This window comes from Flexivirga meconopsidis (assembly GCF_026162425.1).
Lineage (GTDB): Bacteria > Actinomycetota > Actinomycetes > Actinomycetales > Dermatophilaceae > Flexivirga > Flexivirga meconopsidis.
Genome location: NZ_JAOBQJ010000004.1, coordinates 22,631 through 38,753, shown reverse-complemented (window position 1 = coordinate 38,753; position 16,123 = coordinate 22,631). Strand labels below are relative to the sequence as shown.

Annotated in this window: 25 protein-coding genes; 9 read left to right on the top strand and 16 right to left on the bottom strand. The window is 68.0% G+C overall.

The genetic code is table 11. The annotated features are described in order from the left end of the window. Positions 1-496: 496 nt before the first annotated feature. The 4 genes from N2M23_RS13620 to N2M23_RS13605 form a co-directional block, all read right to left on the bottom strand. Positions 497-658, bottom strand: a complete 162-nt coding sequence (locus N2M23_RS13620; protein ID WP_171157395.1) for a hypothetical protein — start codon at positions 656-658, stop codon at positions 497-499. A 13-nt stretch (positions 659-671) separates the two neighbouring features. Further along, positions 672-980: a hypothetical protein gene (locus tag N2M23_RS13615; protein WP_171157393.1), complete on the bottom strand. Its 309-nt coding sequence runs from the start codon at positions 978-980 to the stop codon at positions 672-674. Between the two features lie 74 nt (positions 981-1,054). Further along, positions 1,055-2,101, bottom strand: coding sequence for a DUF4192 domain-containing protein (locus N2M23_RS13610; RefSeq protein ID WP_171157391.1), 1,047 nt, complete (start codon positions 2,099-2,101; stop codon positions 1,055-1,057). A gap of 407 nt (positions 2,102-2,508) precedes the next feature. Further along, positions 2,509-2,889, bottom strand: a complete 381-nt coding sequence (locus N2M23_RS13605; protein ID WP_246242773.1) for a class F sortase — start codon at positions 2,887-2,889, stop codon at positions 2,509-2,511. Between N2M23_RS13605 and N2M23_RS13600 the strand changes: the two genes are divergently transcribed. Further along, a complete protein-coding gene (locus tag N2M23_RS13600) occupies positions 2,804-3,004 on the top strand; it encodes a hypothetical protein (protein ID WP_246242943.1) in 201 nt (66 codons plus the stop codon). The two genes, N2M23_RS13605 and N2M23_RS13600, sit on opposite strands and share 86 nt — an antisense overlap. A 3-nt stretch (positions 3,005-3,007) precedes the next feature. Beyond that, entirely contained in the window at positions 3,008-3,385 is a 378-nt protein-coding gene (locus N2M23_RS13595; protein ID WP_265446218.1) for a hypothetical protein, read from the top strand. A gap of 39 nt (positions 3,386-3,424) precedes the next feature. On the opposite strand, the gene N2M23_RS13590 is transcribed toward N2M23_RS13595, so the two are convergent. From N2M23_RS13590 to N2M23_RS13560, 7 genes are all read right to left on the bottom strand, one after another. After that, positions 3,425-5,062, bottom strand: a complete 1,638-nt coding sequence (locus N2M23_RS13590) for a hypothetical protein (RefSeq protein ID WP_171157388.1) — start codon at positions 5,060-5,062, stop codon at positions 3,425-3,427. 365 nt (positions 5,063-5,427) lie between these two features. After that, positions 5,428-5,688 carry a hypothetical protein gene (locus N2M23_RS13585; RefSeq protein WP_171157386.1) on the bottom strand — a complete coding sequence of 87 codons (261 nt, stop codon included), beginning with the start codon at positions 5,686-5,688 and terminating at the stop codon, positions 5,428-5,430. 83 nt (positions 5,689-5,771) lie between these two features. Beyond that, positions 5,772-6,317: an Lsr2 family DNA-binding protein gene (locus N2M23_RS13580; protein WP_171157384.1), complete on the bottom strand. Its 546-nt coding sequence runs from the start codon at positions 6,315-6,317 to the stop codon at positions 5,772-5,774. A 171-nt stretch (positions 6,318-6,488) separates the two neighbouring features. Further along, positions 6,489-6,818 carry a WhiB family transcriptional regulator gene (locus tag N2M23_RS13575; protein ID WP_171158498.1) on the bottom strand — a complete coding sequence of 110 codons (330 nt, stop codon included), beginning with the start codon at positions 6,816-6,818 and terminating at the stop codon, positions 6,489-6,491. 104 nt (positions 6,819-6,922) lie between these two features. Further along, a complete protein-coding gene (locus N2M23_RS13570; RefSeq protein ID WP_265446217.1) occupies positions 6,923-7,729 on the bottom strand; it encodes a helix-turn-helix domain-containing protein in 807 nt (268 codons plus the stop codon). After that, on the bottom strand, positions 7,729-8,304 hold the full coding sequence (locus tag N2M23_RS13565; RefSeq protein WP_265446215.1) for a hypothetical protein: 576 nt from the start codon (positions 8,302-8,304) through the stop codon (positions 7,729-7,731). Before N2M23_RS13565 ends, N2M23_RS13570 begins: the two co-directional genes overlap by 1 nt. Before the next feature lie 40 nt (positions 8,305-8,344). Then, positions 8,345-8,731, bottom strand: coding sequence for a hypothetical protein (locus N2M23_RS13560; protein ID WP_171157378.1), 387 nt, complete (start codon positions 8,729-8,731; stop codon positions 8,345-8,347). Positions 8,732-9,258: 527 nt separating this feature from the next. Between N2M23_RS13560 and N2M23_RS13555 the strand changes: the two genes are divergently transcribed. Beyond that, positions 9,259-9,504, top strand: a complete 246-nt coding sequence (locus N2M23_RS13555) for a hypothetical protein (protein ID WP_265446213.1) — start codon at positions 9,259-9,261, stop codon at positions 9,502-9,504. Between the two features lie 92 nt (positions 9,505-9,596). Here the strand turns inward: N2M23_RS13555 and N2M23_RS13550 are convergent, their stop codons facing one another. The 3 genes from N2M23_RS13550 to N2M23_RS13540 all read right to left on the bottom strand — a co-directional run bounded on the left by N2M23_RS13550 (position 9,597) and on the right by N2M23_RS13540 (position 11,043). Then, on the bottom strand, positions 9,597-9,956 hold the full coding sequence (locus N2M23_RS13550) for a hypothetical protein (RefSeq protein WP_171157374.1): 360 nt from the start codon (positions 9,954-9,956) through the stop codon (positions 9,597-9,599). A gap of 46 nt (positions 9,957-10,002) precedes the next feature. Then, complete coding sequence (locus N2M23_RS13545; RefSeq protein ID WP_171157372.1) at positions 10,003-10,437, bottom strand: M48 family metalloprotease; 435 nt, start codon at positions 10,435-10,437, stop codon at positions 10,003-10,005. A gap of 111 nt (positions 10,438-10,548) precedes the next feature. Next, positions 10,549-11,043, bottom strand: a complete 495-nt coding sequence (locus N2M23_RS13540; protein ID WP_171157370.1) for a ribbon-helix-helix domain-containing protein — start codon at positions 11,041-11,043, stop codon at positions 10,549-10,551. 324 nt (positions 11,044-11,367) lie between these two features. Between N2M23_RS13540 and N2M23_RS13535 the strand changes: the two genes are divergently transcribed. The 6 genes from N2M23_RS13535 (at position 11,368) to N2M23_RS13510 (ending at position 15,186) form a co-directional block, all read left to right on the top strand. Further along, on the top strand, positions 11,368-12,903 hold the full coding sequence (locus tag N2M23_RS13535) for a ParB/RepB/Spo0J family partition protein (RefSeq protein WP_246242762.1): 1,536 nt from the start codon (positions 11,368-11,370) through the stop codon (positions 12,901-12,903). Between the two features lie 75 nt (positions 12,904-12,978). Then, positions 12,979-13,269: a hypothetical protein gene (locus tag N2M23_RS13530; protein ID WP_171157366.1), complete on the top strand. Its 291-nt coding sequence runs from the start codon at positions 12,979-12,981 to the stop codon at positions 13,267-13,269. Further along, positions 13,266-13,481 (top strand): hypothetical protein, encoded by a 216-nt coding sequence (locus N2M23_RS13525; RefSeq protein ID WP_171157364.1) that lies wholly within the window; start codon positions 13,266-13,268, stop codon positions 13,479-13,481. The genes N2M23_RS13530 and N2M23_RS13525 overlap by 4 nt, the downstream gene beginning before the upstream one ends. Further along, positions 13,478-13,771, top strand: a complete 294-nt coding sequence (locus N2M23_RS13520) for a hypothetical protein (protein ID WP_171157362.1) — start codon at positions 13,478-13,480, stop codon at positions 13,769-13,771. The genes N2M23_RS13525 and N2M23_RS13520 overlap by 4 nt, the downstream gene beginning before the upstream one ends. A gap of 58 nt (positions 13,772-13,829) precedes the next feature. After that, a complete protein-coding gene (locus N2M23_RS13515; RefSeq protein WP_265446206.1) occupies positions 13,830-14,834 on the top strand; it encodes a DUF932 domain-containing protein in 1,005 nt (334 codons plus the stop codon). 91 nt (positions 14,835-14,925) lie between these two features. Beyond that, on the top strand, positions 14,926-15,186 hold the full coding sequence (locus N2M23_RS13510; protein WP_171157358.1) for a hypothetical protein: 261 nt from the start codon (positions 14,926-14,928) through the stop codon (positions 15,184-15,186). A gap of 58 nt (positions 15,187-15,244) precedes the next feature. Here N2M23_RS13510 and N2M23_RS13505 read toward each other — a convergent pair whose 3' ends face one another. Together N2M23_RS13505 and N2M23_RS13500 are read right to left on the bottom strand one after the other, a co-directional pair. Then, a complete protein-coding gene (locus tag N2M23_RS13505; RefSeq protein ID WP_171157355.1) occupies positions 15,245-15,745 on the bottom strand; it encodes a hypothetical protein in 501 nt (166 codons plus the stop codon). Positions 15,746-15,749: 4 nt separating this feature from the next. Continuing rightward, on the bottom strand, positions 15,750-16,109 hold the full coding sequence (locus tag N2M23_RS13500; RefSeq protein WP_171157353.1) for a hypothetical protein: 360 nt from the start codon (positions 16,107-16,109) through the stop codon (positions 15,750-15,752). Positions 16,110-16,123: the final 14 nt, after the last annotated feature.

Sequence of the window (16,123 nt, the reverse complement as noted above, 5' to 3'; positions counted from 1 at the left end):
CCGCTGCCAGGAGGTGCTTCCCGTCGATGGGTTCGACGCCGACGCCGGCACGTAGCTCGTTGACCGCGGTTCGGACTTCGCCCAGTGCGCGATCGCGACTTCGAGCTGGTTGAACCGGTGTTGGCCGGAGGGGATCATGTCGTCCTCATAGTCGTAGACGTCCTCCCCCCCCCGTGGCCGATACCCGAGCTGATCGCGCACTCCTTCGACGACGCGCGGATCTTGGACTGCTTGAGCCATGTCGCCGCCGTGCGCGGCCAGAGCTTGCACAATGCGTTCGGCGCTAACCAGTCGGGCTTGGTTGGCTTCCCGGTTCTTGGCCGTCGACGCCCAGCAGCAGCGGTTCCCAGGGCGGCATGTGCAGCACGTCGGGGTAGTGCATTGCCGGTTGACCGATCTCGGTCACCGAGCCCACCTCCAGGGGCTTGTCACACTGAGATTCTTTGCACCCCTAAGGCAGGCCGGGTGCCCCCAGCGGCCAACTGCGCGTGGACGTTCAGCTGTTGGGGCCGTCTTCGGTCGGGAAGATGAGGTCGACCACGTAGCCGGTGACCGTGGTCTGATCGGTCGCCGGTTCGGGGTGAGACCTGTTCTCGTCGCCGTCGTCGAGGAGCGTGCACAAGTGTGCTTCGGCGGTGCACTGTTTCTGGTTCTGCATGGTTGCTCCTTGCTCAGCGTCTCAGGTTGTTCCTGACAGGATGGTGGTCGCTGCCGGCGACCGGGCTGTCCCGGCGCGGATCGGTCGCGACGGGCGTGACTCGTTCGCTGGCAGGCGATTCGAGATCGTCGACGTGGCGTTTGAAATAGCTCCCACCCAGATAGTCGACCTGGGCGGTCTCCAGCGGCTTACCTGCCGTTCCGTCCGGAAGGCTCGCCTGCCATTCTGCGGCCCGCTCCCGGCTCGTGTAGACCCTGCCCCCGTGCTCTTGGTGCCGGCCCGGGTCGACGGTTACGCCCCAATGGCTGCCGAGGACGGTCACCCACGGACTATCGACCTCGTGCCCATCGGTGGAGATCAGCGCCCAGTAGGTCTCGCCGGGTGTCGCCCGCCGACTCATCGTGGCGGCCCTTTCCGATCAGGACCCTCCCGAGAGGGCGGTTCGCGCCGCGAGTCGTGTCGCTCGGCCGGTCCTCCTGGCCTTTCTTGACCGTCTAGAGGTTCGATTACTGGTGGCGTCCAGCCCGCCGGATCGACGCCGCGATCGATTGCCGTATCGAGCAGGCTGGCCAGGCTGTTCGTCGGGTCGGTGACGCGCTCCAGGGCGAGCCGTGCGCCCATCCCGTCCCCGTGCAGCCACGCGCCGAATGCCGCCAGGTTGGCCACCGGGGTGCGGGCATCTTCCGGGGATCGGGTCAGCAGGTCTTTCCAGAGTGCCGCGTGGGCGCCGGACTCCTGGTGGGTCATCAGCCCCAGCGCGTGATCGCGCCGAGGCACATTCTGTACGTCGCCGATTAAGCGCGCCGCGTCGTCCGCGCTCAACGGCGCCGGTCGCGCCACGAACCCCTCGATCGTGTGCGTCATCCACCGCTGCTCGAAGGCTGCGGCTGGAGCCCAGACACCAACAAGGTCCATTTGTTCCGCGGAAGCCGTCACCGCCGCAGACAGGTCCTCTTCGACAGGGTCGAACGACGCCCGCAGCTGGCTCAGAGAATCGTAAGGTTGCCGGTGGCCCCTGCCGATGAAGGCCACGGCGACGCGATCGCGGTCTGCTTGGGTGATCGATCCCTGGTTGACCGCTTCGGGCCTGGTGTCGCCGAGCCGCAGCCACGAGTCGCCCTGCGCCGCGATCCGATCGACGACTGACGTTGCAGGTTCGAGCGCGGCGGCGACGGCGTCGCAGACCGAGGTGGCACGCTCCAGTTGGTCCGTGAAGGCGAGGACGAGGACCTGTCCGCCGGCGAACCGATCGAAGGACTTCGCCAACCCCTGCGCCACGTCGCCGTACTTCTCGCTCGTCGCCGGAATGTCAGCACGCGCCACCGGCCGCTGCGGGTCGATGGGGAACACGACGACCGAGCCGTCCGGGCGTGCTCCGATAACGTGGGGCATGACGGCAACGACATCGCCTGGCCCGGCGAGTAGCAGTGGCAGGTCATCCATCAGAGTTCCTCTCTATGACGTTCCTGTAGGCCATAAGGCGCGACCGCGGTCGCTGGCGGTCAGACGTTCGTAGGTTCAGGCACCTGCACTAGTGCAAGTGCACGAACTACACCGTGCTCGTCCGCATCTGCGGCGCCTGCTGATCTACGCCTTCCTCGGGCTCGGCATCGGGTCCTCGTGATGTCCGACCCACGCGAATTCGGCTGTGCCGTCAACGTTTTCCCACCACAGCAGTGTGCTGTCATGCGGAGCGTGATCCGTCACAACAGCCCGGTAAGCGCAGGCGTTGTCGGGTGTGGTCAGTTGGGAACCGCCGCGGTGCTCCGACTGTGGATGGACCCGGAGGGAACGCAGACACTCACCCGTGTCATCAACATCGCAGCCAGCGCCAGAGCGGTCCTTTTGAGTCAGCGTGTGGCCACCGCCTTCGCCATCACCACCAAGTTGTCTAAGTGGGCGTAGCCGCCTTGCTTCGGGACTCGTCCGATGCTGCCGGTGCAGGTGACCAGGGCGAGCTGGTGCGCTCCCCCGGTCGCCCATACCGTCGCCGGTAGCTTGCCCTTCGGGTAGGTGGCCGCCGACTGCACTCGCCACGCCTGGACCGTCCCGGTGTGCGTCGTGGTGTAGACGACGGCGCCGGCCTTGATCTGCGGGAGCTTGTAGAACGCGCCGGGGATGTTGTTGTACGTCACATGTCCCGCGATGACGGTCGTCCCGGCCCGGCCGGTCAACGAGGGCGTCCAGTTCAGCCAGCCGACCCGCGTCTTTCCGACCGGGATGGATGCCAGGCCACCGGATTGCCCTTCTGAGCGCAAGGTGACCGAGACACCCAACGACGGGATCCAGACGCTGTCTGGGCTCATCGTCGGTGTCTTCCTCGCCGGCGGCGACGGTGCCCTGTGAGACGTGCTCGGCGGCTGCCCGCCCGGTGTCGACCGCGCGGGCTTCGTCCGGGAGCTGGTGTCCTTCGCCGGCGTCGTCGCTCGAGGCGATCGCGTCGATGCCGCACGGTGCGCGGCCTGCGACGACGACCCGGCCGCGTGCTGGTTCCGTCTCGTCGTCGCACGACTACTACGAGGACCCGCGGCCGCCGGTGTGTCCGAATGTGACACCGGCGGCGCCGCGCTGAGGTCCTTGGTCTGGAAGGTGTGTGCCGGGGTTCCGGCCGCCGCGGCGGGCGGTGATCTCAACCAACTGGTAGCGATCATGCCGACGCCACCCACCACCGCGGCTAACACCCCGGCCAGGATCAACGCCACGGGGCCGCTCACTCGCCGCGCGTAGCCCTGGACGACCTCCTTGACCGTGTCGAGACGTGCCACGTCAGTGCCGGTTGTTGCGGCCGCGCATCGCGCGCCGTGCCAGCACACCGGCTGTGGTGCCTCCGACGCCGAGGAAGCCGGCGCCGACGAGCAGCCCGGCCATGTCCGGGCCACCGAACGAGACCAGGCCATCGGTCGGGATCACCGGCTGGGAGCTCGGCGGTGTTGGCTTCGTCGAGGGCGGTGTTGGCTTCGTCGAGGGCGGTGTCGGCTTCGTCGAGGGCGGTGTCGGCGTGGGTGTCGGTTTGGGTGCCGCGACGGTCAGCGAGCCCCACTCGTTGACCTCACCGAACTGGGTGGCCACCAGTCGTTTCTGTGTTCCCGCCTGCCACACGTTCTCGTTGATCGATCCGCACCATTCGCCGGCCGTGACATCGCTGGGCAGCTTGCTGGTCAGGTGCAGCGGGATCTGCACGTCCGTGTTGGCCACCACCCCAGTGACTTTCGCGGTCGAGATCGTGGAGACCTTGCTTGAGTGGAAGGCCTTCTCCCACTGCTCGACGCCGACGTTCTCGCATGAGGCCACCCCGTCTGGGCGGCGCATGACGGCTGCGGCTGCGGTGATGTCGACCTTCTGCGATTCCAGACCTGATGTGATCACCGTGTCGGTGATGGTCTTGCCGGGGACCCACTGCTGCGTGGACACCCGGGTGATCGCCTTCGGGGCCGCGACCTTGATCGTCACCGGTGTGCCAGTGCCCGCTCCTGTTCCCGCGGGCGCCGCGCCGATGACCCGCTGCTCCCCCACGTGCGGGGCCGCGTATTCGTAGTAGGTGGACGCGGGGATGCCCGTGAAGGACCCGGTCAGGGTGACCTTGTCGCCGTTCTTGGCTGTCGGCGTCGCCGTCCAGGGCAGCTTTGTCGCGGCGGTGGAGGTTGTGCCGTTCGTGGTTGTGCTGCTGCTCTTGCCTGTCTTCAGGGTGCGGATTCCGCTGGTGAAGGTGGCGCCCGTTGCGGTGGCGCGGAAGGCCACCCCGGGCACGAACTTCCCTGTGGCTGAGGTGATTCCGACCGTCGCTGTCCCTGTCCGGACCGTGCCGGCGGTGGAGGGTGTGCCCGCCGCGTTGGTCACCACCGGCTTGTATCCGCCGGCGTAGTCGGCTGCTTCGGTGTTCAGCTGGGCGACGCGAGCCTTGATCGCCGTCTGGTCTGTCGTGCTGAGGGTGCCGAACGCCTTCTGCTCGAAGGACCAGCCCGGGTCCAGCAGCTGGCGCGAGATGTAGGACAGTGCCCCGATCGTGGGCTTGTCGGAGCTGTTCGCGTACCGGCTGAGCAGGTAGGACAGCTTCACTTGCTGGGTGCGGGTGACGGGTTTGGAGGGTGCCTGCGACGGTGCCAGGTTCTCACCGTCGATGCAGTACACCAGCAGCCCGGCATAGTTCATGCGGCCGAACCAGATCGAGTGTGATCCGCCTTTCGGCGACGTCACCGGTTTCGTCTGGTAGCCCGCGTAGGTCGGGGCGACGCGAGGGCTGGCCGCCAGCTTCGCCTGGCCGGCCGCCCTGTTGGGCGACACTCCCTGGTTGGTGACCGACGATCCACCGGTGTCGGCGTGTGCCGGTGTGAATGCCGTGCCGGCAACGGTGAGCGTGAACATCCCCGCAGCTGCCAGCACTCGTACGCTGGTGTTCGATTTCAAGGCTTCCTCCTGGTCGACGAGCAGTGCACTTTCGTGCTGCTATCTCCCAGAAGGCGGCTGGCCGGTCCCTGGCGGTCACCGGCCACGTCGTGATTACCGATCGGGTTGTAAGAATTTCGCCGGCTCTTTCCGTGAGCTGCCGCCGGGAAGCGACGGCGGTCACCCTCGACTGCGGCTTCTGCTGGGGCCCATCTCCTCGGATTCGCCGCCGGCCTCGGCTTGTTCTCGGCCCGGCTCGGTGGCTGGCGCGGCCAGCGCCTTCGTGTAGGGCTTGTGCTGGCAGCAGCACGATCGTTGCGCGTCGGCGGGGCGGCGGGCGTCCTCGCAATCGGCCGGCTGGTGTGGCTCGCGGCACCCGGTGCAGATCATGGTTCGTCCTTCCTATCGGCCCGGTTCCGCGCGACGACGTCTCGCAGCGCTTCATCCCAGGCCGCTCTCTGGTGCACGCACAGGCTGGCCCGCCACTGGGTGTACCGGTCCGCGTCACGGCCGGTCGCCGGCTGCCCGTTGTCGTCGAGCACGATCCACGGCCTGCGTGGGCGCAGTTCCAGCATGACCACGCCCGCCACCACAACGGCGACAGCTGGGGCCATCCACCACAGGCCGACCGCGGTGAGTGCTCGCATCAAGATCCCCGCTGACGCCAGTTGGAGGACGACCAAGATGATCCTGGTTGCTCTGCGGTTCATAGGTTTTCGCCCTCTTCGGCTCAGGCTGCGACGTGGGCCGCGTCGTACGCGTCGCGCACCGTGTTCGGGATCTTGCCGTAGTCCGGGCACTCGATGCCCTGGCCCTTGGCCCACTTGCGTACCTCTGGTGCTGGCGCGCCCAGCGGCGGCGCCGTCTTGGTGCTTCGGGTCTTCGACCGCAGCTTCTTCAGCTCCGCTTCCAGTTCCTCGATCCGCTTGAGCCTCTTGGCGTTCGCGGTCTTCTCGGCCGCTTGGGCGGCTTGCTCACGCTCTTCTGTCTCGAGGCGCTGGCTAAGGTCACCGAGCAGGCCAGCGACTTTCACCCCGAGTGCTCGGGTGCGCGCTTTCGGTGAGTTGGCGGCCGCGACGATGAGCTCGTTCGCGGAGGGTTTGACCTCGCGTGCGGTCGAGGTGACCAGTTGCGGGTCGGATGGACGCGGGTCGGACGGACGCACAGGGTCGTGACGTCGCGCCGGCACGACGGCTCTGATGGTCGGACCTGGTGTCGCGGTCGCTGCCGCGGGTTCGTTGATCCGCTTCTCGAGCGCGTCGCGGGACCACTGCATCTTGTCCAGCTCGGGGTAGCCGTGGGTGACCTTGATGTCCTGGACTGGGTGATCGCGAGGCCCGTCGCCTCGGCGATGAAGGTGTCCGTGCGGCCGTTGATGAGGTGCTTGACGACGGTCAGAGTGGTCTCGGTGGTGACTTGCTTGGTGGACATGACATGTATCTCCTCTTCAGGACTGTTTGAGTGTGCGTGCGAGTTTGCGGCGGCGCCGTTCTGGGACGCCGCCCCAGATGCCGAAGCGTTCGTCATTGGCCAGGGCTTGATCGAGGCATTCGGCCGCGACAGGGCAGCTGTGGCAGATGCGTTTGGCGTCCTTGGTGGATCCGCCTTTCTCCGGGAAGAAGATCTCCGGGTCGGTCTGCCGGCAGAGCGCGTCGGCCTGCCAATCCAGGGACTGCTGCGGCTCCGCGGCTTCCGGGACGACGGCTTCGATCGCCTGTGAGGCTGCCGGTTTCCGGGAACGGTCAATGCCGTGCCGGACGGCGTAGTAATGAACCATCGAGGTGCTCACGCCGACAGCGTCGGCGATCTCCTGGCTGGGCAGCCCGTCGCGGATCAGGCCGAGCATCAGCTCGCGCTGCTCCGTGCTCAACCGCTTGCCGCTCATGCCGCCGGCTCTTTCCAACCGGACGGGATGCCAGCCGCCTTGCGGATCCGTTGCACGGTGCGGCCACTGACCCTGATGCGGGCTCCGATCTCGTTGTTGCACAGCCCTGCCGCGGCCAGCCTCCCTACCGCTTCGGCGCGCTCGGTTGCGGTGAGTTCGACACGGTCGCCGGCCACTGCACGCATGACGGCGACTTCGTCGACCAGGTCGTGTGCGTCGTCATCGATCGATGGCTGCGCACGAGAATCGTCGATCGATTCGTCGTTCCACGCCAGTGGTGCCGCGAAGCCGGATCGTCGTGCGGCGGCGAGGGTTTGATGCGATGTGCCGGGCTTGTCCCAGAGTTGGTTGTACGCGCGCACAACTCGCTCGTGATTGGTGCGGGAGATCCACTCGCCGGGGTGGGACCTGATCTTCCGCACCGCAGCCGCGGTGGCCCCGTCCGCCATTGCCATGGCGATCGCCGTCGAGGAGTGCCCGACAGCCTGGAGCGCCTCAACCCGGCGGCGCGCCCCGACCGCTGGCACGAAGTCGTCGGCGCCGCTGCGAGCCAGAACCGCGGCCGGGGTGACTGCCTGGATGCGGACGGCGTATGGCCGCCGTACGTGCGCCTGCCCGCCGGCGATCTTGCTCACCTGGCTGATGGAGACACCCGCCTTGTCGGCGATCGCTCGCATGGACGCGCCGGCCGCGCGCAGCTGCTCGATGTGCGCCCGGATCGGCACGGCGTCGACGTACCTGGAGACCCCGCGGTGTTGGTCGAGGCGGAAGTGTTTGGCCCAGCGCGGGTCCTTGGTGGGCATCACGAGCTCCTGGTCGACGCGCATCGTTCGCAGACGGCGACCGGCGTCATACCGTCGCAGCTGCACACCGTGGTGGCGTCCCGATCGCCGCACTGGGCGCACAGGATCCGTAGGTAGGTGGCCGCGGCCGGCTCACCGTGGTGGTGCTCCCGGTTGTGTGTCCGGGCGAGCCACTCTGCCTCACCGAGACTGGCGCTCTCGATGATCAAGACCCCGCATGCCAAACAGCCGGCCGACCAGAGTTCGGCCGAACACGTGGGTTTGAGCACGCCGCTGACGAGCGAGTGCATCTTGCCCAGCATCATCGCAACGGCGCCATCGCTAGTGGCAACCTCGAATCGGTGACCGATTAGCAGGATGTCGACGACCCAGGAGCCCGATCGCGGGTCCTGGTGGCCACGGGCAACGGAGAAGGCGCTCTCACCGGTACCCAGCCGCAGCTCGAGGTATGTCTCGCTGTGCCGGATCAGGTTGACCGGGACCGCGGGCCCGATCGGCGGGGTCAGGATCCACGAGGTGACTTTCGGTCGGTCCGTCACCTGGGGAACCGTGTGGGCGTTCGTGAGCGTGGTCATGTTGAATACTCCTCTGTTTCTTGGGCTTTCACTGCTGTCGTCACATGCGACCGAGAAGTTGACGACGTGGCCCGTAGACGCGGACGGTGTCGCCGTCACTCGGGCTGTAGTCGATCTGGCGGCCTTCACGGCGGACTGCCGCGGCCGCGGCGTCAAGTTGCCGATGAACCGCGAACAATGCCTGGTGTCGCCGGTCGCGGCGCTGGTCGTCGGCTGAGGTGACGCACTCCCCCGGCTGGCGACTCTCACGCTCAGCTCGCCAGGTCGCATACGCCTGGCGGTAGGCGGCGTTCGCGCGGAGGAAGTCGGCCGCCGCGCTCTCCAACGCCGTGGCGGCCGGCGAGGTCGAGGGCGTGGCCACTCGATGGGCGAAACCCACTCGGATCCGTGGCGCTGTCTCTGTTTTTCGAGTCTGGATGATGCTCACGTCATATCCCTAGTCGAGTAGAAAGAGTAGATGTTTCGAGTGTGCTCCTTCGGTGCTGCGGTTCGCTGGGTTGCGCGCCGCCCCTGTGGACAAGCCGCCCGCTGCTCGGGGCGTCTTACTTCCCGAAGGCGTTCGCGGGCCTCGTGGCGGTCATCTGCGGCGACGACAGATGTTGTCGCTCTGTCCCTCTAGCGTGAGAGCACGACACTGACTCGGAGGGGAGGCATGCTGGTGGCCAGGGAGGTCAAGAGCGGGCTGGTGCTGCTGATGGCGGTGTTGGCGTATGTCGTCGGATATGGCTGGGGGGTGATGCTGTCCGTGCAGATCCTCCTCCACGGATATGGCTCGCCCGAAGGTCGGGTTCAGGCTCGGGCTCGTCCAGCGACGGGGTCCTCATCGCCGGCAAGGCTGCACTCCTCGTCGTCGCGCTCTTGCTGGCCGGTGGCGCTGCCTGGTCACTGGGGCGGCCCGTACTGCTCGAGTGGTTGATTGGCCGCCGACACCGGTTGCCGGGCTGTGGCCTGCTCGTGGCCGGCGTCCTTCTGCTCCTGGACCTCGCAGGGTTTTGGTTGTTGGTCTGGATCAATCCATCGCAACCGGCGCAGGATCCGGCGACGCATGCTCTCTGGTACGACATCGCGCGTGGCATCTGGCTCGGCGCGATCGGCGAGGAGTTCGTCGTCCTGGCGCTGCCGATCGTGGTCCTTCGGCAGCTCGCTCCGCAGCTGCTTCAGCGAGCCCGGCCGGCGGCAGTGTTCGGACCGCGCTGGTGATCCTCGGCCTGGTCATGATGGCCCGCGGCCGCCGGCGACCAGCGACCTCCGCAAGGCCCGCCGGCGCTGAGCTCACACCGATGAGCTGAGCACTACCCCGTCACTGAGGCCTCCACGACAGTCCCGCAGTCACGACATTCTCGGCCGAGTTCGCCAGCCTGGGTGTGCAAGTGCCAGCAGTCGTTCTCACGCCACCGAGCGATGATGCTCACCTCGGCGATGCGATTGCGGCCGTGCGCATCGGTGAATGTCACCAACAGGCCGCTCTCGCCGTGGATCGCACCGGCCGGGTCGAAGGCGGGGTGCATGTCGGCGCTGGCACCGATTCCGTCGACGTGAGCATCGGAGCCATCGATGATGTGCATCAGATCAGGGCCGACGTCGCCCAGAGTGAGATCAGAGACGCTCATCGGTGTCGATGTCGGGCCGTGCGCTTCCGCAGTGTTGTTCATGGTCGAAATTCTTCCAACGAATGGCTTTCGATTGAAACTACCCTTTCTACTCGACCGCCGATCGTTGTCCACAGACGGACCGCTCCGCCCAGGTCGGGTGCGTCTTGATCAGCCTCGCCATGAGTCGAGCCTTCGCCGGCGGACTCGCCAGCCAAGCCGGCGCTCTGTTGGCGGCCGCGAACGCGTCGGCCGCACGCTCCTGGGGTAGCACCACCCGGCGGGCCAGCACGGCCAGGGTGAGTACGAACGCGATCGGCAACATCACGATCGACCACCGCCAGAATGCCGCGCCGATGATCGCCGCCAGCTCGACCGCGCCACCGACAGCCAGGTAAGGCGCGGCGGCACGGAGCTGCTGACGGCGGCCCCGGGCGTGCCCCAGCACGACGTGCCCAACCTCATGCGCGACGTGGAAGCGCATGGTGGCGACGTCGACGAGGATTTCGGGAGCGAGCGTCAGCTCAGCACCGGCGTCCGTCATCCGCGCCGCTCCACCGGCGCCAGCGGCCCATGTGATCCCGGCCAGCTCAACTCCGTGCGAGGCCGCCAGCCGGGTGGCCCACCGTTCGGCGTCGGCCGGCGCCGGCATAGTTCAGGCCCGACTGCGCGGCCGGTTCGGCAACCGGTCCGGCGCCGGCGGCAAACCACGCCGCCCGCGCCTGGAGCGCGTTTCGCCGATCGCCGCCACGACCGCCTCGCGGGCGAACTGAGAGCGGCTGATCATCCGGCCGGCCTTGACTCGGTCGTCGACGATCGCCCGCTCGACCTGGTCCAGCAGCTCCTCGGGCACGACGTGCGTCTTGGTGAACCCATCGAGGGGCGCCCCCGCGTCTTTGAGTTCCTTCTGGCTACCGCTCGGGTTCCGGTCCGGCGGTGGCACCTCGAGTGCCGCCCGCGACCGGGCGCTGCGTCGCACATGCCGCTTGAGGGCGTACTGAAACCACCCGATCCATGAGTCCGGGCTCTTCGGCAGGTCGTCTAGGTCGGCCATGTATGCCGATCGCGACAGATCCCAGGTCGCCCGGTCCCAGTACACCGCGAACGCCGCCGATCCGGCGGGCAGGCTTGGTGTGCGCTTAGGCGCCATCCAGCTACCTCCCTCGTCTGCTCTGTCTACTTCGCCCCAAAGGGTAACTGCGGCCGAACAGGCCGGCGTCGTCGTCGACCGCCTGCGCCAGGCCCTGAGGCCTAACACCCTCCCGGTATTCGACCGGAGGGTTCACGCCCTGCCAGCGCCGGCCAGGTCGAGAGTAGGCCCGCGCCGAGTCGCTCGTCGCCGCTGGCAGCGGCGATTCCCACAGGGTCAGTGACCACGCCGCGTTGTCCACAGCCGCCCGAGAGCCAGCCCGGGCCGTATGCGCGCGCGGGCAGGATAGCACTAGCACTTTTTCTATTCCACTCAGGAGGAATCATGAGCACAGCCCCCACTGAAGAAGTCGCCACCGAGACCGTGGTCGCTATTGACCCGCGCCAGGTCCAGATCGGCGCGAACGTGCGCCTGGACGCAAACGTCGACAAGGAATTCGTCGCGAACGTGCGCGAGGAAGGCGTCATTGTTCCGGTCGTCGGCTACTTCGATGGCGATGCCCATTACGTCGTCGTGGACGGTCAACGCCGCACCTTGGCCGCGATTGAGGCCAAGCAGGCGACCATCCCGGCATTCGCCACCCGCCGCCGTGAGGACGCCGACAGGATCGTTGCTCAGATGTCGGCCAACCATCACCGTGTGGCCATCACGGCGGCCGAGCGGGCGAAGGGCTTCGAGCAGCTGGCCGGGTTCGGTATGTCCGCCGCGCAGATCGCCAAGAAGACCGGTTACAAGCGGCCCGAGGTCGATGCCGGTCTGAAAGTGGCCGGGTCGGATCTAGCGAGCAAGGCGACCGAACGCTGGGGATTCCTCACCTTGGAGCAGGCTGCCGCCCTCGCCGAGTTCGACCAGGATGCCGACGCGCTCCAGGCCCTCACCGTTGCCGCCGAGCGGGGCAGCGGGTTCGACCACGAGTTGCAGCGGCAGCGCGACAAGCGTGACGACCGCGAGGCAATCAAGGCGTTCGCGGAGCAACTGACCGCAGACGGCGTCACTGTGATCGAGCGGCCCCCGCACGACCACAAGACGATCCTGCGCCTGAACCAGCTGGACGACGCCGAGGGCAACCGGATCACCCCCGAGACGCACGCCGACTGCCCCGGACACGCCGCCTACGTGACCCGCGAATGGCGCTGGATCGAGACCGACGCCAAGGACGACGAAGACGCCGCCGACGAGCAGGAGCAGGTGACGGTCGCGACCTACGTCTGCACCGACGCCAAGGCGCACGGCCACGTCGATCGCTGGGCGGGCGGCTACGGAGGCAGCACCAAGAAGAAGGCCGCCGACATGAGTGAGGCCGAGCGAGAAGCCGCCCGCGCCGAGCGTCGTGACGTGATCGAGTCCAACAAGGCGTGGAAATCCGCCGAGACGGTTCGCGCCGCCTTCGTGGTCAAGTTCCTGACGCGCAAGAGCGCGCCGAAGGGTAGCGCCGCGTTCGTCGTCGCGACCATTGCCGAAGAGGGCCACTGGCTCAGCGACCACCGCACCCCCACCAAGGCAGACGAGCTGCTGAACGGCGGCAAGGCGCGGATGCGGGCCGACCGCGCCAAGGCCGCCGAGAACGTCACGGAGGGCCGCGCGCTGATGCTCGCGGTCGGCCAGTGCTGCGCCGCCTATGAGGCGCAGATGGGCACGCACACCTGGCGCAATGTGACCCCCGGCCCCGCGCGCTATCTGGCGTTCCTGGCAGCCAACGGTTACGAGCTGGCCGACGTCGAGAAGCGCGCCGCCGGACTCGACAAGCCCGCGCCCAAGCCGCGTGCGAAGAAGGCCCGCAAGGCAACCACTCCCCCACCGGAGACCAAGGCACCCGAGGGCAACACCGCTGCCAGCAGCGACGAGCACCCCGCCGCCTGACTTCTCCCCCACTTGATGGCCGGTGGCGTGCACGCGCAGTGCACGCCACCGGCCCTCCCGAAAGGACACCCATCCATGAGCACCACTACGCCCGACACCGCCGCCGACACCCGTGACGAGGTGTGCGCCTTCCTCAAAGTCCGGTTCGCCGGGGAGCGACGATTCGTGTTCGTCACCCCGTCATACGGCACCACACGTTTGAAGTTCCACGCGGCGATGATCCCGACCCGCGCACGCGCCATTGCCGCCGCCGAGGCTCAGCTGGAGCACGCGTCGGAGTACGGCATCGAGGCCGTCGCGGTCATGCAAGGAGGGCGGCGCGTGTTTCACCGGCTGGCCGCGACCGCGAAGGAGGCAACACGATGAGCGTGCGCTACGAATGGATGCGCGCCCGCACGGCCAGCACCGAGGTTGTGACTGCCGGGTGCGAACTCGGCACGGAGGTCGTCGACGCACCCCTCGCGCTGCTGCTCGCGTGCGATGAGGTGACCGTCATCGAGGGCAGCGGCGAGGAGCTCCAGGAGCTGCTGAACCGCGCACTGGACCAGGTCCGCGCGGCGACCGGTGACCCCTCATGAGCGCGGCCCCCGCAACCCCGTCCGACACGCCTTCCGCGTTCACCTATGCCCGGTGGCGGCACGGCGGCTGGTACGTCCTCGAAGTGCGCTACCCCAACGGCGCGATTGGCTGCGTCAGTCGCAACTACCCGGACCGCAAATGGCGCATCGTCTGCGACCGGCGACCGGGCGACATCACCTACCGGTCCCGCGACGCGGCCGCGCGCGCCGAGTACCAGCTAGCCCGCGCACAGCATGCCGACACATCGACCGCGAATTCGTCTGCCCCTGTGGACAACTCAACTCAGTAGAGTAGAAAAACTAGAATTGAGTTTGTCAGGACAGAGAACCACCCGAGAGGAACCACTCATGGCTCACCAGATCGAAACCCACGGCGACCAGGCCGCTGCGGTCTTCGCGCGCAAGGACGCGTGGCACCGGCTCGGCACCGTCGTGCGCGACCGCGCGTTCACCGCCGAAGAAGCGATGACGCTCGGCCACCTGGGCAATTGGAACGTCCGCAAGGTGCCGCTCACCGCGACCGAGATCACCGAGGACGGCGTCACGACGATGGCCGCGCCAGGGTTCGCGACCGTGCGCACCAACCCGTTCACCGAAGAGGCCGAGGCACTTGGCGTCGTCGGCTCCGGATATACGCCCTTGCAGAACGAGGAGCACGCCGCGTTCCTCAACACGTTGTCGCACGAATCCGGCGCAGTCTTCGAGACCGCAGGCTCGCTGCGCGGAGGCCGCCAGGTGTTCGTCACCATGCGGCTACCGGAGTCGCTGAAGGTGGGCGGATCTGATCGCGTCGACCTCAACATTGCCGCCTTGAACAGTCACGACGGGTCGTCGGCGTTCCGCATCGTGATCACGCCCGTGCGCGTGGTGTGCGCGAACACCCAAGCCGCCGCGCTGCGCGACCACGTGTCCAGTTTCAGCATTCGGCACACGGCCAACGCCAAGAGCGCCGTGCAGGAGGCCCGCGACGCCCTGGGGCTGACTCTCGCCTACTGCGAAGAGTTCGAGGCCGAGGCCGAGAAGCTGATCCAGACCACGATGACCGACGCCGAGTTCGACTCGCTGGTGCGTCGCTGCTTCCCCGAACCGTCGTCCGCGTCGGTGCGCACGCGCAACGCGCACCGAGAGCGCAACGCGAAGCTGTCGCACCTGTGGCACGACGCCGAGACGCAGGCCGGCATCCGGGGCACCGCGTGGGCCGGCTACCAGGCGGTCGTGGAGTACATCGACCACTTCTCCCCCGTGCGGGCCGGCAACCGCGACCAGGCGTCCGCTCGCGCGACCCGGTTGCTCACCAGCGACGACCTGACGCGGGTCAAGCGCACCGCGTGGGACGAGCTCGTCCCGGCCTGATCCACCCGAGCAACGGTGACGCCGCGCCGATCCACGCGACGCGGCGTCACCGTCCACCACCACCGCAACCGATCAGCAAGGAGTCACCCTCATGACCACAACCCGACGCGACGGCGTCACCGCCCACCCGGACGGCATCCAGCTGGTGCTGGGCGAGTCCGTCGTTTTCCACGACGGCGACGGCAACGTGTTGACCGCCGCCGTACGCCGTGACGACGACGGCCCGGCGACCGTCGTCGTCGCGGTCGAGGGCGATGTCCTCACCGTCACCCCGCGCACCGCTCGCGCCCTGGCAGCCGCGTTGACCGGCATCGCCAACACCGCCGAGATTGTCGAGTGCCTGCCCGTGTAGTTCCTGCCCTGACAAGACAAGGCGACCGGCTCACCCGAGCCGGTCGCCTTGTCGCGTCTCACCACAGCGCGAGCTGCTCCCCGAACAGCGCCCGCAGCCGCTCCAAGTCGTCGGCGACCTCACGCGGATCCCGACGCGCCATATCGCGTAATTCGCGTGCGCGGCGTCGTGCCCCGCGCGGGTCGCCCAGCGGGGAACCGGTCAACGCGCGACGGGCAACCCACTCGCGCCGGTTCTCGGCCGCCGACGACGCGACGACATGCCCCGGCGCGACTCGCTGACACAGCGGGTTGTCGCACTTGTGACCCAGCACGCGCACCGCGTCGAGTGCGTCGGCGCCGTGGACCAGGCCGAACGCGAACCGATGGGCAACGACCACGCGGTCGTGACCGAACCAGAACCGACCGTGCCCGCGCCCGCTGATCGCACCGGTCCACCAGGCGCACTCAGTGCCCGGAACCTGCACCACCTTGGCCGCATAGCGCGCGACGACTTCAGGGTCCGCCAGTGCCTCAGCCAGCGCGGCCACGCCGCCCGGCCCGAGCCGCCGCGCGCTCACCGGCTCACGACGCCGCCGAGGTGGGCGCGTCCGCGCCGGTGTCCGCGCCAGCGCCGTCGTCCTCCTGTGCGGCCTGGTCGGCGGCATCCGCCGCCACGCGCCGTAGTCGTGCGACTTCGCGCGTGCTCACCTCATCGCCGCACCACTGCACGGCCTCGCGCGCCGAGAGCCGCTCGGTCTCGATCATCTCCGTCAGCGCCTCACCCGCGCGCCGGTCGGCCGCCTCGCGTTCGCGGATCGCGACCAGCACCTTGATCGCGAGGGCCTCCACCCGGCGCTCTCGCTCCGCGCGTTCCTCGCGCCTCTTGGATTGCGCATCCAGCGCCGCTCGCCGAGCTTCCTGCCTGATCGTCTGCTTGCCCATCGATGTGCACCTTT